Annotated in this window: 14 protein-coding genes; 7 read left to right on the top strand and 7 right to left on the bottom strand. The window is 59.6% G+C overall.

Annotation, left to right across the window (positions count from 1 at the left end):
- Window positions 1-10: 10 nt before the first annotated feature.
- The 3 genes from HCZ23_RS16595 to HCZ23_RS16585 are packed head-to-tail and all read right to left on the bottom strand — an operon-like array spanning window position 11 to window position 1,611.
- Window positions 11-247: a thioredoxin family protein gene (locus tag HCZ23_RS16595; protein ID WP_167602867.1), complete on the bottom strand. Its 237-nt coding sequence runs from the start codon at window positions 245-247 to the stop codon at window positions 11-13.
- A 12-nt stretch (window positions 248-259) separates the two neighbouring features.
- Window positions 260-1,321 carry a permease gene (locus tag HCZ23_RS16590; protein ID WP_167602866.1) on the bottom strand — a complete coding sequence of 354 codons (1,062 nt, stop codon included), beginning with the start codon at window positions 1,319-1,321 and terminating at the stop codon, window positions 260-262.
- Complete coding sequence (locus tag HCZ23_RS16585; protein ID WP_167602865.1) at window positions 1,318-1,611, bottom strand: metalloregulator ArsR/SmtB family transcription factor; 294 nt, start codon at window positions 1,609-1,611, stop codon at window positions 1,318-1,320. The genes HCZ23_RS16590 and HCZ23_RS16585 overlap by 4 nt, the downstream gene beginning before the upstream one ends.
- A 125-nt stretch (window positions 1,612-1,736) precedes the next feature.
- Between HCZ23_RS16585 and HCZ23_RS16580 the strand changes: the two genes are divergently transcribed.
- Window positions 1,737-2,216 carry a cytochrome b gene (locus tag HCZ23_RS16580; RefSeq protein ID WP_167602864.1) on the top strand — a complete coding sequence of 160 codons (480 nt, stop codon included), beginning with the start codon at window positions 1,737-1,739 and terminating at the stop codon, window positions 2,214-2,216.
- A 64-nt stretch (window positions 2,217-2,280) separates the two neighbouring features.
- Here HCZ23_RS16580 and HCZ23_RS16575 read toward each other — a convergent pair whose 3' ends face one another.
- Window positions 2,281-3,375, bottom strand: coding sequence for a TRAP transporter substrate-binding protein (locus HCZ23_RS16575; protein ID WP_167602863.1), 1,095 nt, complete (start codon window positions 3,373-3,375; stop codon window positions 2,281-2,283).
- Window positions 3,376-3,784: 409 nt separating this feature from the next.
- On the opposite strand from HCZ23_RS16575, the gene HCZ23_RS16570 reads away from it, so the two are divergent.
- Window positions 3,785-5,056, top strand: coding sequence for an MFS transporter (locus HCZ23_RS16570; protein ID WP_167602862.1), 1,272 nt, complete (start codon window positions 3,785-3,787; stop codon window positions 5,054-5,056).
- Between the two features lie 350 nt (window positions 5,057-5,406).
- Here the strand turns inward: HCZ23_RS16570 and HCZ23_RS16565 are convergent, their stop codons facing one another.
- Entirely contained in the window at window positions 5,407-7,290 is a 1,884-nt protein-coding gene (locus tag HCZ23_RS16565; RefSeq protein ID WP_167602861.1) for a PhoX family phosphatase, read from the bottom strand.
- Window positions 7,291-7,619: 329 nt separating this feature from the next.
- Between HCZ23_RS16565 and HCZ23_RS16560 the strand changes: the two genes are divergently transcribed.
- The 4 genes from HCZ23_RS16560 to HCZ23_RS16545 all read left to right on the top strand — a co-directional run bounded on the left by HCZ23_RS16560 (window position 7,620) and on the right by HCZ23_RS16545 (window position 12,035).
- Window positions 7,620-8,630, top strand: coding sequence for a helix-turn-helix domain-containing protein (locus HCZ23_RS16560; protein ID WP_167602860.1), 1,011 nt, complete (start codon window positions 7,620-7,622; stop codon window positions 8,628-8,630).
- Window positions 8,631-8,884: 254 nt separating this feature from the next.
- On the top strand, window positions 8,885-9,919 hold the full coding sequence (locus tag HCZ23_RS16555) for a TIR domain-containing protein (RefSeq protein ID WP_167602859.1): 1,035 nt from the start codon (window positions 8,885-8,887) through the stop codon (window positions 9,917-9,919).
- Window positions 9,920-10,322: 403 nt separating this feature from the next.
- Entirely contained in the window at window positions 10,323-11,360 is a 1,038-nt protein-coding gene (locus HCZ23_RS16550) for a zinc-dependent alcohol dehydrogenase family protein (protein WP_167602858.1), read from the top strand.
- Between the two features lie 180 nt (window positions 11,361-11,540).
- Complete coding sequence (locus HCZ23_RS16545) at window positions 11,541-12,035, top strand: YbjN domain-containing protein (protein ID WP_167602857.1); 495 nt, start codon at window positions 11,541-11,543, stop codon at window positions 12,033-12,035.
- 85 nt (window positions 12,036-12,120) lie between these two features.
- Here the strand turns inward: HCZ23_RS16545 and modA are convergent, their stop codons facing one another.
- Together modA and HCZ23_RS16535 are read right to left on the bottom strand one after the other, a co-directional pair.
- Entirely contained in the window at window positions 12,121-12,867 is a 747-nt protein-coding gene (gene modA, locus HCZ23_RS16540) for a molybdate ABC transporter substrate-binding protein (protein WP_167602856.1), read from the bottom strand.
- A gap of 96 nt (window positions 12,868-12,963) precedes the next feature.
- Window positions 12,964-13,344, bottom strand: coding sequence for a winged helix-turn-helix domain-containing protein (locus tag HCZ23_RS16535; RefSeq protein WP_368487362.1), 381 nt, complete (start codon window positions 13,342-13,344; stop codon window positions 12,964-12,966).
- A 30-nt stretch (window positions 13,345-13,374) separates the two neighbouring features.
- On the opposite strand from HCZ23_RS16535, the gene HCZ23_RS16530 reads away from it, so the two are divergent.
- Window positions 13,375-14,106: a hypothetical protein gene (locus HCZ23_RS16530; RefSeq protein ID WP_167602814.1), complete on the top strand. Its 732-nt coding sequence runs from the start codon at window positions 13,375-13,377 to the stop codon at window positions 14,104-14,106.
- Window positions 14,107-14,133 lie beyond the last annotated feature (27 nt).

Here is a 14,133-nt window from a genome sequence, read left to right as displayed (position 1 = left end):
TGAGAGGCTTTCAGGCAGAGAGCCAGGTTTCGAGCTTCGCCTTATCCGGCAGACCACCCGCATGGACGAGTTTGCCATCGATAGAAATTCCCGGCGTCGACATCACGCCCGCCATGGCGATGGATTTCGGATCGGTGACTTTTTCCACCTCAACCTCGAGGCCGAGTTTGCCCGCCGCCTCCCGCACCATCTCAGCGGTGGTTTCACAGCGTTTGCAGCCGGGGCCATAGACTTTGACAGTTGTCATGACGGTCTCCTTTCAGAAGATCAGGTTGAACAGGATGCCGACAGCCAGAATGCCGCTGCCGACGACGCCGATGAAGACGGCGATCAGGCGGTAGGTCAGCACCTGTTTGAGGATGATCATTTCGGGCAGGCTCAGAGCGATGACGCTCATCATGAAGGCCAGCACCGTACCGAGCGCGGCCCCCTTGCCCAGAAGCGCCTCGACGATGGGGATCACACCGGCGGCATTGGTGTACATCGGAATGCCCAGCACCACGGCGGCGGGCACCGACCACCAGGCGTCCGCGCCCATGATCGTGACCATCAGATCTTCGGGCACATAGCCGTGGATCAGCGCGCCCATGGCGATGCCCAGGAGAATCCAGACCCAAACCTTGGCGAAAATCTCTTTGACGGCAGCGATGCCGAGGCGATAGCGGTCGACCATCGTCAGGCCTTCGCCTTCGGGCATTTCGGCGGTCCCTGCCCCGGAATGGATCTCGCGCACCCAGTCCTGCAACCAGCCTTCGAGTTTGAGCTTTCCGATGACAAAACCGGCGACCACGGCGAGGCCGAGACCAAAGGCGAGATAGGTCGCCGCAACCTGCCAGCCGACCAAGCCGAAAAGCAGCACAAGCGCCACTTCGTTGACCATCGGGGCCGCGATCAGGAAGGAGAATGTGACGCCCAAAGGCACGCCTGCAGAGACGAAACCAATGAAGAGCGGCACAGCGGAACAGGAGCAGAACGGCGTCAACACGCCGAGCCCCGCGGAAAGCACATTGCCGACGCCCTCGCGTTTGCCGGACAGGAGCGCACGGGTTTTCTCCGGCGAGAAAAAACTGCGCACCACACCCATGGCAAAGACGATGAGCGTCAAAAGCATCATCACCTTCGGCACGTCATAAAGAAAGAACGCGATGGCCTCGCCGGTATGGCTGTGGCGTTCGACCGGAAGCTGTGCGGTGAGCCATTCCGCCAGCGGTTGCAGTTGATGATAGAGGCCCCACCAGAGCGCGACAAAGGCCACAACGCCGAAGTGCCAAAGCCAGTCAGGGCGTGTCGGATGGGTCGGGTGTGTCTGGATCGTGCTCATGCGGCGTTCCTTTCCCTGTTCAGCTGCGTCTCGGCCCGGAACACGGCGTCGAGCAGGGCTTTGAGGTCTGGCGACAGATCGGGGTTCATGCGGTAGCGCACCCATTGCGCATCGCGCCGATCCACCACCAAGCCTGCCTGTTTCAGCACCTGCATATGCCGCGACATCCGGCTTTGCGTGGCACCGATGACGCGCATCAGCTCGCAAACGCAATGCTCATCGCCGTCATACAACAGGCGCATGGCGGCAAAGCGGGTTTGGTCGGACAGGGCGGAGAGGATGGGCAACATGGCTGGGCCTCCTTATGCGCCTAAACGCATATACCTTTTGAGGCGGCCACACCATGTGACAGGATGTCCCCTGCCGCGCAGGCTGCAAAAGACATATCTAAAAGATGTATCTATGAGGCATCTTTATGCAAAACCCGCAAGCTACCCCGGACAGCTTCTCTCTCCTGCAACGCCTGTTGCATTGGAGCATGGTGGCGCTTTTGGCGCTGAACCTGATCGTGCCGCAACGCATGTGGGCAATGGAAATGACGCTCTGGGGGCGGTCCATGTCGGGCCATATGGCGATCGGCACCGTGATATTCCTCCTCGCCGTGTTGCGGTTCTTCATCCGGCTGGGCTTTGGCGTGCCGAACGAACCCTTGGGCGCGCCACGGTTCTTTCGCGGGCTCGCGCGTCTCGGCCAATGGATGTTCTACGCGCTGTTCTTTGCCACGCCGATCCTCGGGATCTGGGCCTATCAGACCGGCGATGCGCAGGTGCTTAGGCTCCATCGCACCCTCCTGCCCGCGCTGTTCTGGATGTTGATCCCGGTGCACGTCGGCCTGGCGCTGGCGCATCAGTTTCTTTGGCGCACCGATATGTTGGGCAAGATCATCCGCGGGTGACCGCATAGAAAAACGCGCGAAAGATGCCTCCCGCGCGTTTCAAATTGTCTTTCAGGACAGTGGCTTATTCGCCGATCATCGCCAGAACGCGGTTGCGCTGTTCGGTGTAGAAGCTGTCGGATTGCCCCATCCAGGCGGAGGTGGCTTTCATCGACTCTTCGACCGAGGTCCGGATTTCGACGAAAAGATCGTCGTCCATATATTGGTCCAGAACCTCTTTCGAGGCGCGTCCGAAGGCCTCCCAAACGTCGTCCGGGAATTGCTTGATCTGCGTGCCACCCGCGATCAGGCGCTGAAGCGCCGGGCCGTTGTTGGCGAGGAAGAGGGCATAGTCGAACTGGTTGCTCTCGGCGGCGGCGTTGTCGATGATCCGCTGTTGCGCGGGTGTCAGCGACTGGAACACCTCGAGGTTGGTGTTGACAGACAGCGCCGAGCCCGGTTCGTGGAAGCCCGCCGGGTAGAAATAATCACAGACCTCTTGCAGGCCGAGACGCTCATCCGACCAGGGACCGACCCACTCGGTGCCATCCAAAGCGCCGGAGGAGAGCGCCTGATAGATGTCGCCCGCGGGCATGACCTGAACGGAGGCGCCCAGCTTGCCGACCACTTCGCCACCGAGACCCGGCATGCGCAGTTTCAGGCCCTGGAAGTCGGCGACAGAGGTGATTTCCTTGCGATACCAACCGCCACCTTGCGCGCCGGTCTGGCCGCCGATGTTGGTGTGCAGGCCAAAGATTTCGCCGAGATTGCGGTGCAGTTGCTGCCCGCCCATGCCGTAATACCAGACCATCATTTCAGGCGCCGTCATGCCGAAGGGCGAGGTGGTGAAGAACGCCATCGCCGGGTGCTGGCCAGTGAAATAATACTCGGCGGAGTGGTAGATGTCGGCCTGACCGGAGGTCACGGCGTCGAACACCTCAAGACCGCCAACGAGCTCGCCAGCCGCGCGGGCCTCGACGGTGATCTGACCGTCAGACATGGTGTTGACGCTCTCGACGAACCGCTCAACCGCGTCCCAGACGCCCGCCAGACCACGCGGCCAAGAGCAGACCATGGTCAGCGTGCGCTTGCCCTGCGCATACATCGGCGCAGCGAGCGTCGAGGCGGCGGCGGCAGAGCCACCCAGGGCGGAAGTTTTCAGAAAAGAGCGGCGATCCATTGTGTAGTCTCCATCAGGCGCGCGAGGGGGAGCCCCGCGCCAAATCGCGCGCACCATAGAGAGCGGCTGCGGAAGATTGAAGGGGATGAGACGCGACATATCGGCCTGAAATTGCGCAGGGATGCGCAAGGGGGGATGCATTGTTGCTCAGAGCGCCATCTATCTGACGTTTTATGCCAAAGACATTTCACCCCAATCGTCGCGGCGGGTCGCATCAGACGTCTTGCCTCAGCACAAAAAGAGTGCTCAGCTCATCGTCACACATCCATCGCGGCACATTCGGTGCAGAGTCGAAAGCCCAACAGGACATCCCAACGACGCCAAACATCTGGCCAGACGATTTGGTCCGGGACAGCCGAAAACAGGGTTTCGCGACCGCGCCTGCCACCTCACAACGAAAGCACCTCTCATGATTTCTGTCCTGTCTGGCATCTGGGCCCTGCTCCTCGGCATCGTGTTGGTCATGCTCGGCAACGGGATGCAGTTCACCCTGATCGGCCTGCGCGGCGCGATCGAGGGGTTTTCGGCGACCGAATTGGCCGTGGTCACCTCCGGCTATTTCGTTGGCTTCCTGTCAGGCGCGCGCCTCACGCCGAAGATGATCCGGCGCGTGGGGCATGTTCGGGTCTTCGCGGCGCTTGGCAGTTTCATGTCGGCCGGGTTGATCGCCCTGCCCCTGTTGGCGGAGCCCTGGGCCTGGACGCTGTTGCGCATCCTGATCGGGTTCTGCATGTCCGGCATCTATGTGACGGCGGAAAGCTGGCTCAATGACGCCGCGACGAATGAAACGCGGGGCAAGGTGTTGTCCGCCTATATGCTGGCGCAGACCATCGGCATCATCGGCGCACAGGCGCTTTTGACGCTGGGAGACGCGGCCACTTCGGCGCTGTTCATCGGGGCGTCGATCCTTGTGTCGATCTCTTTCGCGCCCATTCTGTTGTCCGTCACCCCCGTGCCCGCCGTCGAGGTCGCGCCGCCGATGCCGCTCAGAACCCTTTTCAAGCGCTCGCCTCTGGGCACGGTCGGGATTTTCCTTTTGGGCAGCATTTACGCCACCCAGTCCGGCATGGGCGCTGTGTTTGGCACCCAGATCGGCCTCGGCGCGTCGCAAATCGCGCTGTTCGTCGCCATGCTCTTTGCCGGGGTGTTGGCGTTTCAATATCCGATCGGCTGGCTCTCGGACAAGATCGACCGGCGCAAGGTCATCTTTGGCGCGGCCGTGATCGGCACCGCAGCAAGCGGCTTTGGCTGGGTCATGGCGGACAACCTCTGGCTGTTGATGGCGACGGCCTTTGTCGCGGGCGGGGTCACGACGCCGCTCTACGCGCTCTTCCTCGCCTATGCCAATGACACGCTCACCCCCGAAGACATGCCCGCCGCCTCCGGGGGCTTGGTCTTTACCTTTGGCGTCGGTGCGATTGCCGGACCGCTGGTGACGGGTGCTGTAATGGAAGCGCTCGGCCCCTACGGGTTCTGGCTTGTGACCGGGGTGACGTTCGTGGTGATCGCGCTCTATGCGGCCTACCGGATCATGCAACGCGCGCCACTGCCGCAGGAGGAAACAGAGAGCTACCTCAACGTGCTTCCGTCCAGCTCCACCGTCGCCGTCGAAGCCGCCGGGGTGTGGTCGGCGGAACATGGGGGGATGGAGGAGGATGAGGACTTAGGCCCCGCAACATAGCGGCGAAAGGCTGCTTTGAGCCCAGAGAGGACTCGGCCAAAAGGGGGGCGCCGGGCCGTGGACAGGCGCTGAAACAGCTGAACGATGTGCTTTATGATGGTAAAATCCGAGAAAGATCAGATCGTTGCGCGAGGATTGCAATGCGCCTGACCGCCGGGACGGTCCGGCGCACGCCCGGCGCCTTCGGCTTCATTCCGGGCGGTTGCGCTTCGTCCGAACGGCAGCTCCGTCGCGCTGGAATTGGGTGTTTCAAAACTGAACACTCCCTGCTCAAACAAAATAAGGGGCGCGGCTTTCACCGCACCCCCATTCTCTTTTCGTACCTGATAAAATCCTAAGACAGGATCGGCTTACCCGATCAGAGCGCCATCTTCACGCCACACGGCGATCACGGACGAACGCGGTTTGCCCGCACCATCGGGCCAGGAGCCGCCCGGGTGCTGGATGCCGACGAAAGCGACTTTCTTGTCCGGGGACCAGGTAAGGCCCGTGACCTCAGCGCCGTTCGGCGCGGTCAGGAAGCGGGCAATCTCGCCGGTGTCCGTGTTGCCGATTAGCATCTGGTTGTTGCCCTGGCCTTCGAACTCGCCTTCGTTGCTGTCGTCGCCGTCGGTCTGGATCCAGAGGTAGCCATCGGACGAGAACGCCATGCCGTCGGGCGAGTTGAACATGTTGCCTTCGTTGACGTTCTCGGAGCCGCCGTAGGCATTGTCGTAGACCGTCGGGTTGCCGGCCATGACGTAGAGATCCCAGGCGAAGCTGTCCGCACCGTGATCTTCGCCTTCCGGGCGCCAGCGCACGATTTGACCGAAGTTGTTGGTCTCACGCGGGTTCGGGCCGGAAGCCGGGGTCGCATCGCCACCGGCGTTCGGTTTCACGCCGCGGTTCTTGTTGTTGGTCAGCGCGCAATAGGCCTCGGCTTTGAGCGGGTTGGCGGCGATCCATTCCGGACGGTCCATGGTGGTCGCGCCGACTTTGGAACCAGCCATACGGGAGAACACGAGGATCTCGTCCATCGACATGCCGGTGGTCTCGGGCGTGAGCGGCAGCCATTCGCCGGTCATGTCGTCGTTGAACTTGGCCACGTAAAGCGTACCGTCGGACAAGAGACCCTCGGTCGAGCCGCCTTCGGTGTACACACCGTTGGAGACGAATTTATACATGAATTCGCCGCGCTCGTCGTCGCCCATGTAGACAACCACACGACCGTCAGCGGCCTGCACCATCTCGGCATTCTCGTGCTTGAAACGGCCCAGAGCGGTGTGTTTCACCGGGGTCGAGGTCGGGTCGAGCGGGTTGATCTCGGTGACCCAGCCGTGACGATGGGGCTCGTTCGGCTCTTTCGACAGATCGTAGCGCTCATCGAATTTCTCATAGGCATAGCGGCCTTCGCCACCGATGCCGTAGCGCTTGAACTCGTCGGTCTCGGCGTAGTCGCCGGTCGCACCGAAGTAGCCGTTGAAGTTCTCTTCGCAGGTCAGATAAGTGCCCCAAAGCGTTTTGCCGGAGCCACAGTTGTTCATCGTGCCTTTGGGCGACATGCCTTCCGGGTCGGCATTGGTTTTCACCAGATCGGAGCCAGCCGCCGGGCCGTCCATGGTCATCTGAGTTTCATGGGTGATGCGGCGGTTGTAGGGGCTGTCGACGACAACCTCGAAGCCGTTGCCATTGTCCGCGACTTCCATCACGGTCACGCCCTGCATGTTCTTCAGAAGCATGACTTCGTCGGCGGTCTGCGGCGTGCCTTCGGAAGCGGCAGGCAGGTTGATTTTCGGGTTCACGTATTCGGAGTTGATCGTCAGGATGGTTTTGTCGCCATCGACAAAGGTCTCCATGCCGTCGGTGTTCTCGCCGAAGACCTTGTCGGACATCGCGACCGGCACGCCGGTCTCGGCGGAATAGGTGCCTTCGGCTTCGGAGAACAGAGCGTCACCCCAACGGACGAGGACTTTCCACTGGTAGCCTTCCGGCACATGGATCTCGTGGTCGGTGGAAATGCCGATCGGCTTGAAGTTGAAGCCCATTCCTTCGGCGCGAGCCGCCGTGGTGGAGGACATCAGGCCCGCGGTCCCCATGGCCAGAGCGCCAGAGCCAAAGGCCAAAGCGCCGCCCAGGAAACCGCGGCGCGAGATCGCACGTTCGACGACCGCGTCGAACTCATTGGTGTTCGGACGCGGGTCGCGCATCTCGTCGAAATCGTCCCAAGACAGGTCGGTGATATCCTGATCTTTCATGTTTAGCTCCATCGCTTTTGTGCGTTGCTGAAAAGAACAAGGTGCGGCCCCGTGCGGAGGCCCGTCCCTTTGCCGCGACAAGTGCCAAGTCTTCGCAACAGTTCTGTGACCGCTCTATGACAGCTCTGTGAAGCCGCCCCATTTGGGCCGATCTTCGCCGATGAAAACCTTTTAATATCAGCCATCTGTGCGCAAAACCCATAGGGCTTTCGCATCTCTGCATGAGACCGTGCATTTCCCCACAGCATGCCCACCCCCTTGCCGTAACGGCAGGAGTTGGGCACAGTCGAAACGTCATATACGGCGACGCAGGACTGGGAGGATCCGCGATGTTGGAAACGGCGCTTTTGCAGGACGGGCAAGGCACGCCTTTATTGCAGGACAAATTGAACAGCACGCGCGAATGGTCCGTGGTGAACGACTTCTGTCACCGGGCCTATATGCCGCTCTCGACCCGGCCGCTGGTTGCCGGCACCGATCCGAATGCCACGATCCGCATGCTGGGCATCGGGCGGATCACCTTTAGCCGCTTTTGTTTCGGCACGCCGACCCGCGCCGATGAGTTCGACCCGGACAGCGGCAATATCATCGTGGTCAACACCCTGCGCGGCTCCGTGCGGCACCCTTTGGGCGGCAATGACGCCATCGACACCCGCCCCGGCGACAGCTACGTCGTCGATTGCAGCCGCACCGACTATTGGAACCTCGCCGACGGGCACGACCTGCAACTCAACCTCACCATTCCGCATAAGCTGATGGAGGAGACCGCCGCACGGTGGTACGGCTTTGTGCCGGAGGACGATCTTTGGAAAAAGCGCCTGATCTTTGGCGCGGGTCAGTCGGCCTGGCTGTCGCTTCTGGACTATGCCACCCGCTCGATTGACGCGCGGCATGACCGAGTGAGCGATGCTTTGACGGAAAAGCGGATCGAAGAGATGATCTGCCTCGATCTCCTGCGCAACTGGGCGGACAGCGCGGGGCTGAACCTCGAAACAGGGGCCCGCGCCGCAGCGCCCCATTATGTGCGCGAGGCCGAACGGCTGATGCGCCGCACCGCCGAAGACGCGCCGACGATTGCCGAGATCGCCACGCAACTTGGCATCACCGCGCGCAGCCTTTCCGAAGGGTTTCGGCGGTTTCGCGGCCTCACCCCACATGAATTCCTGACCCAGGAACGGCTTGACGGCCTGCACCGCGCTTTGAAACAGGCGCGCCCGGGAGACACCGTCGCCGCCATCGCGCGGGCACGCGGCTATGTGAACATGGGCGCGATGACGGCGCGCTATCGGGAGAGGTTCGGTGAAAGCCCTGCGCAGACTTTGCGGCGCGGGCGGCATTGAGGGTGAGGGCGTTCTGAGGTTCGACGCTCGGAGATTTGCGATACCCGAGCGAAAGTCCGGTTTGAGCCCATTTTGTAGATTGCTGCGCATCCCAAAATGGCTCTAACGCGCTTTACGAGGACGTAAGAACTTCCTGAGGCTAGTGCGGCAATGTTTTGGATGCACGGTTCGAAAGTACAGCAGTGACTTGACTACTGGCCTGCTAGCACATCACTAGTAGACGCTTAGCCACAAATAATTCGCAAAGGTAGCTTATGTCAGAAATTTTCATCAGTCACGCGGTAGCCGACAAAATACTTGCAAAAGCCCTTGTGTCATTTCTGAAAGAAGCGATTGGGGTGCCTGAAAAGAGTATCTTCTGCTCAAGCGTTGAAGGGCATGGCATTCCACTCGGTGCTGATTTCAATGATTACATGAAAGGTAAAATTCAAAAACCAAAACTTGTTATTCTACTCATCACCGAAACATATCTGGAACGTCATTTTTGCTTGATGGAACTGGGCGCTGCTTGGGCGAGGTCATTGAACGCTTGCCCTATTGTTGTAGGTGATGTCCCTTTTGAGACGGTTACGAATACCATCGGATTAAAACAGGCGTGGAAAATTTCAAACCATTCAGGTCTAAACGATTTCAAAAAATTGATTGTAGACACAGGAATTGAGCTCGAACAACGCGGACCGCATGTATGGGACGACAAGCGTACCGAATGGCGGGCTAAGCTCTCGAAAACCTTGCCGAAACTGCCCAAGGGGACGATGGCAACTAGGCAAGAGCTAGACAAAGCCAACGATGTCGCTTCAAGCCTAAGAGAGATAATCTCGGACTTGGAAGGGCAACTTGATCGAGCGAGTTCTCAAATCGACGCTTTGAAAGCCTGTAAGGACGCAGAGCAGGTCAAGGATATCCTGAAAGAATTTTCAGACCACTCGAAGAACGAAGAATTTGAACAACTTCTTGAAAATCTCTCGGACGCTAGACCTTCAGGAGTTTGGTCAGGCGTCTATCTGCACATACTGTTGGATTACTTCGATTTATCCGGTCAGATTGATTGGTTTAATGACAAAAATGAATTCACAACTGCTATACAATACAAGCTAATATCTGAAGATGCTGGACACCCGGTTTTGTGGGGCACCAAAAAGCTGAAGAAGGTCGAAACCGCGTTAAAGGCATTGTCGGCTTTCTTGGAAGATCCTGAAAATGAAAAATTCATTTCAGCAAGGGAGGATCAAGATGTGCCAATGGAAATCGCGGACCGCGAGTTTTTCGAATTCCATCTCAAACTATGACAGGCGCCGCCAACGCCGCACCAAAGTTGGTACTGGAAGAAGCACAGTGAATATCTCTTCGCCTTCTCGAAGGCTGCCATAGGAAAAGGTGCGGCAAACGCCCGCTTTGTCCGCATAGCAGATGTGACCGCCCCAAACCCGAGTTGGACCAAAGGCGCGAAAGTTTTCGCTTACCTGTCGCACATCATCTCGACGAATATAAAATATGATATAACATCACATATCTTTGCAACCCCATTCCCGCATCGCAGCACGCTTTCCTTCCGCAATCGAGCGCGAATTTCCGATTTGGATCGGGCAACGGTATGCCGCGGTCTACCCTCTATCGTTGAGAAGATTAGGCTCTCCTCTGACGCGAGGCCCTGCCCTCGCCTCACGCAACCCCATGAGGAGGAGACCCGCAATGAAAGCGCTCGTATACCAAGGCCCCGGTCAAAAGGACTGGATCGAAAAAGACAAACCCGGCATCGAGAAACCCACCGACGTGATCGTCAAAGTCACAAAGACGACGATCTGCGGCACGGATTTGCACATCCTCAAGGGCGATGTGCCCGCTGTCACACCGGGCCGGACGCTGGGCCATGAAGGTGTCGGTGTGGTCGAGGCCGTGGGCGATGCGGTCGCCAATTTCAAACCGGGCGATCCGGTGTTGATTTCCTGTGTGACGTCCTGTGGCAAATGTCCGAATTGCAAACGTCAGCTCTACGCCCATTGCGATGACGGTGGCTGGATTTTGGGCCATCTGATCGACGGCACACAGGCCGAATACGTCCGCATCCCGCATGGCGACAATTCGCTCTATCCGATCCCCGAAGGCGCCGACGAGGAAGCATTGGTGATGCTCTCCGACATCATGCCGACGGGGCTTGAGATCGGCGTGCAATACGGGCGCGTGAAACCCGGCGACACGGTGGCCATCGTTGGCGCGGGGCCTGTGGGCATGTCGGTGCTTTTGACCGCGCAATTCTATTCGCCGGGGCGGATCGTGATGATCGACATGGACCCGGCGCGGTTGGAGCTTGCGAAACAATTCGGCGCGACCGATACGCTTCAGGTCGGTTCGGTCGATGTGGTCGAGGAGATCATGAAGATGACCGGCGGGCTTGGTGTCGATGTCGCGATCGAGGCGGTCGGCGTGCCCGCGACCTTTGACACCTGTCAAAAGATCGTCTCCGCCGGTGGTTCCATCGCCAACGTCGGCGTACACGGCAAATCCGTGGAGCTGCATATCGAAGAGCTCTGGATCAAGAACATCAATATTTCCATGGGCTTGGTCAGCACCAACACCACGCCGATGCTGTTGAAAACCCTGAACTCGGGCAAGGTCGATCCGGCGCGGCTTGTGACCCATCGGCTCAAGTTGGATGAGATCATGGAGGCCTATGAGATCTTCGGCAATGCGGCGCGCGAGAAGGCGATGAAGATCATTCTGACCGCCTGAGCAACCTCCGAGACCACGACCGCCGGGGGACAAAGCTCCGGCGGTCTTACCCATACGAAAAAATGACAACAGGGAAGATTTGTCTTTCTTTACCCCTTTCCGTCACGCGCCTCTCAGGTCACAGTCCTCGCGATTGTGACTACCGGGGTTTTGTCGCTCCGAAACGAAAAGGATGTTCCGATGTTGTCGCTGAAAAATGCTCTGACACATTCCCTGCGCCCTCTGGCCACCGCCGCCGTTCTGGGCCTCACCGCCCTGCCCGCCGCCGCCGAGCCGGAGATTTTGACCTTTGACGATCTCGATGTCTTCGAAGAGCTTCTGAGCGGTTTTGGCTCGGTCGAGGCCGACACCGATGGCGAAGACGACCCGATGTTCCGCGGCCGGATCAGCGGCACGCGCTACGCGCTCTATTTCTACGGCTGCGACAACCACACCGACTGCAACAACGGCACCTTCGTGGCCTATTTCGACGGTGACGACTATTCCACCGATGCGGCTGTGATCAACGACTACAACAACAGCTACCGCTTCGGCAAAGCCTCTGTCGACAGCGACGGCGATCTGGAGATCAACTACTCCTTCGCCTTCAAAGGTGGCATCACGCGGGTCGCTTTGGACGACACCTTCGATTGGTGGCGGGTGATTTTGGAAGAGGCAGAAGAGCATTTCGAATAAGCGAAACGCGTCTTTGAATGTCACAAAAGGGCGTCCTCAGCGGGGCGCCCTTTCTTAATTCCGAAATTAAATCAATATTTTGCGCTCAGTTACTCGCAGACACCCCAAACCCCTGACCCGCAAAAGCCTCTCGCGCGGTCTCGCCGTCCAGATAGCGCATAAACTCTGCTGCCGTCTCTCCATTGTGGCCTGCGATCATGGCCATCGGGTAGACGATGGGCGGGTGGCTGTCGGCCGGAAAGGTGGCGACGACGCTGACACGCTCTTCGGCAACGGCATCCGTGGCATAGACGATCCCGTAGGGCGCCTCGCCCAGGGCGACGAGCGCCAGTGCGGCGCGGACGTTGTCGGCCTGGGCGACCTGCGGCGCGACAGTGTCCCAAAGACCGAGATGCGTCAGCGCAGCTTTGCCATAGAGGCCCGCAGGCACCGCATCGACCAGTGCCATGGCAAGGCGGTCATCGCCCAAAGCCTCGGGCAAGGTGTCGATCTCCATCGCGTCGGCGTCGCCTGTTGCGATGAGCACGAGGTCATTGGTCACCAAATCGCGCCGCGTGCCTTCGGCCAAGAGACCGTCTTCTTCGAGCACATCCATCCATCCGGGATTGGCGGAGATGAAGATGTCGGCGGGGGCCCCCTGTTGAATTTGCCGCGCAAGCGCCGAGGAGCCCGCGTAGGAGATTGCCAAATCATGGCCAGTTTCTGCCTCGAAAGCGGTTTCGATCTCGCCCAAGGCGTTGGTCATGCTGGCGGCGGCGAAGACCGTGATCGGATCGGCGTAAAGCGTGGCGGGCGCGACGAAGAGCGCGGCGGCCAGGGTACGAGCAAGCATGAAGGTTTCCAATTTTCGTTCGATATGTTTCACAAAACATATTGCAAGGCAGCGGGTCAAAGGCAAGCGTTATTTCCCGGCCGACACATCGAGGAATTACGGCGCCAAAAGCGCCTCAATCGCGGCGATGTCGTCTTGTCCGGCCTGCAAGGTGATCTCTTCAAGGCGACGATAATGCGCCAACACCACCTCCCCCATCTCCGTCAAAGATGCCCCGCCGCCATGGGCACCGCCACGGCTGGAATGCACCAAAGGCGCGCGAAAGGCCGTGTTCATGTCCTCGACCAGAGACCAGGCACGTTTGTAGCTCATCGACATGCCGCGCCCTGCGGCGGCGATGGAGCCGGTGTCGCGAATGCCCTCCAACAGATCGGCCTTGCCCGGCCCCAGCATCAAGAGATCGCCGAAATGCAGCCTGAGCCGAAGGCGGATCGGGGCGGCGGATCGGGGCGACTCTTCGGGTATGTCCGGGGACATGTCCGGGGACATTTCTGGGGCGGGCGGTGTTTGACTATCCTGCATAAAGGGACTGTGCCGCGCCGCGTCGTTTTGCACAAGCGCGATGATCCCGCTCTCTCCCCCACTGCCACCCTCTGTCTCAGCCTCGCGCAGCCTCTTCTGGCGCAAAATGACGTCAAAGGCGCTCATGACCACCCGCTGATTTCGCGCATGCCCGGCACCGATATTGTAGGCGACCACACCTCGGATTGTCAGGAATTCATGATCGCCACCGGGCGGATCACACCGGGGGAAGAGCTTCCGCCGGTGGAGCGGTTCGAGGGCACATCGACCACCCTGACCTACCGGGCTGAGAAAAGGTCCCTCTCGGCTCTGGCGATCTTTCGCAATTTCAAGAAGGCTTTTGAGCAGGCCGGATTCGAGCCGGTGTTCACCTGCAAATCCGACGCCGAATGTGGCGATCGCTTCGTGCGGCAACTCTATTGGTATGGCGACCCTCAACGTCGGGGGCACCCCCCCTATCTGGACGCGTCGAACCGGCTTGGCGACGACGAAACCTATTTCTACTGGTCCGGCACCGGCGAGGCCGAGGGTGGCACCTATATCATCTCGCTTCTGGTGGCCCAGCAAACGGCGATGACGTTCCCGGCCAGCATCGTGCTCGACATCAGCCAGACCGACGACTTGGAGAAAGACGGGCCTGTGGCGCCGGTCACGAGCAATGCCACGGACGCCGGACGCGCCAAGAACCGCCGGGTGGAGCTTGTGCTTCAGGAGTGAGGGCTGCGCCGCTTGAAGGATTTGGGG

The organism is Celeribacter sp. HF31, from assembly GCF_011806455.1.
Classification (GTDB): Bacteria; Pseudomonadota; Alphaproteobacteria; order Rhodobacterales; family Rhodobacteraceae; genus Celeribacter.
The sequence above is the reverse complement of the archived record's forward strand: the minus strand, read 5'-3'. Positions and strand labels throughout refer to the sequence as shown.

Bases quoted from the DNA above. Each gene is read 5' to 3' on its own strand.
- HCZ23_RS16535 (WP_368487362.1), bottom strand. From the start codon at position 13,344: ATGTCCCCGGACATACCCGAAGAGTCGCCCCGATCCGCCGCCCCGATC.
- HCZ23_RS16590 (WP_167602866.1), bottom strand. From the start codon at position 1,321: ATGAGCACGATCCAGACACACCCGACCCATCCGACACGCCCTGACTGG.
- HCZ23_RS16545 (WP_167602857.1), top strand. From the start codon at position 11,541: ATGTTGTCGCTGAAAAATGCTCTGACACATTCCCTGCGCCCTCTGGCC.
- modA (WP_167602856.1), bottom strand. From the start codon at position 12,867: ATGCTTGCTCGTACCCTGGCCGCCGCGCTCTTCGTCGCGCCCGCCACG.
- HCZ23_RS16595 (WP_167602867.1), bottom strand. From the start codon at position 247: ATGACAACTGTCAAAGTCTATGGCCCCGGCTGCAAACGCTGTGAAACC.
- HCZ23_RS16585 (WP_167602865.1), bottom strand. From the start codon at position 1,611: ATGTTGCCCATCCTCTCCGCCCTGTCCGACCAAACCCGCTTTGCCGCC.
- HCZ23_RS16550 (WP_167602858.1), top strand. From the start codon at position 10,323: ATGAAAGCGCTCGTATACCAAGGCCCCGGTCAAAAGGACTGGATCGAA.
- HCZ23_RS16565 (WP_167602861.1), bottom strand. From the start codon at position 7,290: ATGAAAGATCAGGATATCACCGACCTGTCTTGGGACGATTTCGACGAG.
- HCZ23_RS16560 (WP_167602860.1), top strand. From the start codon at position 7,620: ATGTTGGAAACGGCGCTTTTGCAGGACGGGCAAGGCACGCCTTTATTG.
- HCZ23_RS16580 (WP_167602864.1), top strand. From the start codon at position 1,737: ATGCAAAACCCGCAAGCTACCCCGGACAGCTTCTCTCTCCTGCAACGC.
- HCZ23_RS16570 (WP_167602862.1), top strand. From the start codon at position 3,785: ATGATTTCTGTCCTGTCTGGCATCTGGGCCCTGCTCCTCGGCATCGTG.
- HCZ23_RS16555 (WP_167602859.1), top strand. From the start codon at position 8,885: ATGTCAGAAATTTTCATCAGTCACGCGGTAGCCGACAAAATACTTGCA.
- HCZ23_RS16575 (WP_167602863.1), bottom strand. From the start codon at position 3,375: ATGGATCGCCGCTCTTTTCTGAAAACTTCCGCCCTGGGTGGCTCTGCC.